This window comes from Microvirga aerilata, assembly GCF_016743775.1.
Lineage (GTDB): Bacteria > Pseudomonadota > Alphaproteobacteria > Rhizobiales > Beijerinckiaceae > Microvirga > Microvirga aerilata.
The window spans coordinates 1-1,892 of sequence record NZ_JAEQMY010000251.1 but is presented as its reverse complement, the minus strand read 5'-3'; the positions used below and the strand labels follow the sequence as shown (position 1 = coordinate 1,892).

Below are 1,892 nucleotides of genomic sequence, written 5' to 3'. Positions count from 1 at the left end.
CTAGCATGTGTCTGAAGGAGATCCTGCCCGAATGACGATCAAGAACGACACGCCTACCTTCGAGCCTGGTGCAACGGTCGTATACCCCAACCACGGAGTTGGCGTGATTACGGCGGTCGAAGAACAAGAGGTTGCTGGGTTCAAGCTTGAGCTCTTAGCGATCACCTTCGAAAAGGATCGTCTCACCGTTCGCATTCCCCTGGCGAAAGCCAAAAGCAGCGGCCTGAGAAAGCTGTCAGAACCTGATCTAGTGAAAGAGGCGCTCGAAATCCTCAGCACAAAGGCAAAGGCCAAGAAGGGAATGTGGAACCGGCGCTCGAATGACTTTCAGGAGCGCATGGCGACGGGCCAACTGACCGCAATGGCTGAGGTCCTGCGGGACCTGAACAGGGGGGCTGAGCAGCTAGATGCATCCTACAGTGAGCAGCAGATCTTCGAGAGCGCACTGGACTTCATGACCAGAGAGATCGCAGCGGCCAGCCAGGTGACTTCAACCGAAGCTCGCAAGCTGATAGAGCAGCACCTGGCTAACGCTCCTCATCTCAACAAGGCTACAGCGCAGACCGACGGGTCAGACGATGAAGCGGCTGCATAAGGCTCGATCCAGCGTTCTATGGCAAAGAACACTAAGCGGCGGGCAAGTGACTGTTCCCAACAATTTCAATCCGGGCATAATCCAACGGAACATTCAAGCCTAGGGCGAAGGTTGTTCGCGCACAATGGCAGGAGGGGTGTATCCAGAGCGGTAAAAGCGTACAGTCGGCCAACGAAGAGAAGCCGCTTAGCAGTAGTACATCTCTGCACGGGTGAGAGGCTGACGCATCAGACTCTCACCCATAAGCAGCAGCGTTGGTTGTGCGAGCCTGCTTCTTACCGCAGGATTGCTTTCACCTTTTCAGCGACACCGGTGCCGATGGCCTTGTGAGCCTCTGGGCTGAGATGAACACCATCGATGCCGTCCGTAGTCGTCAGCTTGCCCGCATCGAGGAAATCGGCTCCGGCCGCTTTTGCAATCGCCTCAAAGTAAGCTGGAAGCGCCTTCGTTTTTTCCACACCGCCGGCGAACCGTTCGGCACGCCCCTCAGGGAACAGCTTCCCAAGCGGGGGCGGAGCGAGGACTAGAACCTTGGGAGCGGGATACGATGTTCCAACCCCGCCTTTGGTTTGCGCCACAATGTCGATCAGCTTGCCCACCCCGAGCGCAATCCGAAATGGCGAGCGGTCAAACATCTTCTTCACATCATTGGTGCCGAGCATGATCACAACCAGATCAAGCGGCTGGTGCGTGGCCAGAGCCGAGGACAAGTAGGCAGATCCATCGAGACCGGCACCTGAGATGTGGGGCAACGTTGGATCAGGAACATCGGTTGTGCGGGCGCTCAGTCCTTCGTCGATGATCTCGTAGCCTGATCCGAGTGTTGCCTGCAGGACGCCAGGCCAGCGCACATCTTTTGGATAGCGCGTAGTCGAGCCGCTTTCGACCGGGATGAAGCCCCAGGTGTTGGAGTCGCCGTACACTAGGATGCGTTTGGCGGCCCCATCGGCCGCGTGCGCCAGGTTCCCGGCCAGTAATGCGACTGCCGTGAGCGCACCAGCGAGACTGCGTCGGGTGATAAACATGTAGGTTTCCTCCTTGTTGCCAACCATGGGTTCGGTCAGACAATCGATAGTTGAGCCTACCGAATGTGCGGCTGAACAGAGACTGCGCCTCATGGCAGAAATGCGAATAACACAATCGTACTTTTGGCCTACGCACACGGGGATGACGTACCTTCGAGAGCCTTAGTTACAGAACTGAGACAGCAGCTTAATTCCTGCACGGGTACAAAACTGACAGGCGGTGTAGCGTACCCTCGAAGTTCTCGACCTCGTCCTGGCCATGGAACGGCGGG

At 57.1% G+C, this 1,892-nt stretch carries 2 protein-coding genes; one reads left to right on the top strand and one right to left on the bottom strand.

All coding sequences use genetic code 11. The annotated features are described in order from the left end of the window. The first annotated feature begins 31 nt into the window (after positions 1-31). On the top strand, positions 32-595 hold the full coding sequence (locus JKG68_RS32115; protein WP_202066459.1) for a CarD family transcriptional regulator: 564 nt from the start codon (positions 32-34) through the stop codon (positions 593-595). A gap of 275 nt (positions 596-870) precedes the next feature. Here JKG68_RS32115 and JKG68_RS32110 read toward each other — a convergent pair whose 3' ends face one another. Further along, positions 871-1,620, bottom strand: a complete 750-nt coding sequence (locus JKG68_RS32110) for an SGNH/GDSL hydrolase family protein (protein WP_202066458.1) — start codon at positions 1,618-1,620, stop codon at positions 871-873. Positions 1,621-1,892 lie beyond the last annotated feature (272 nt).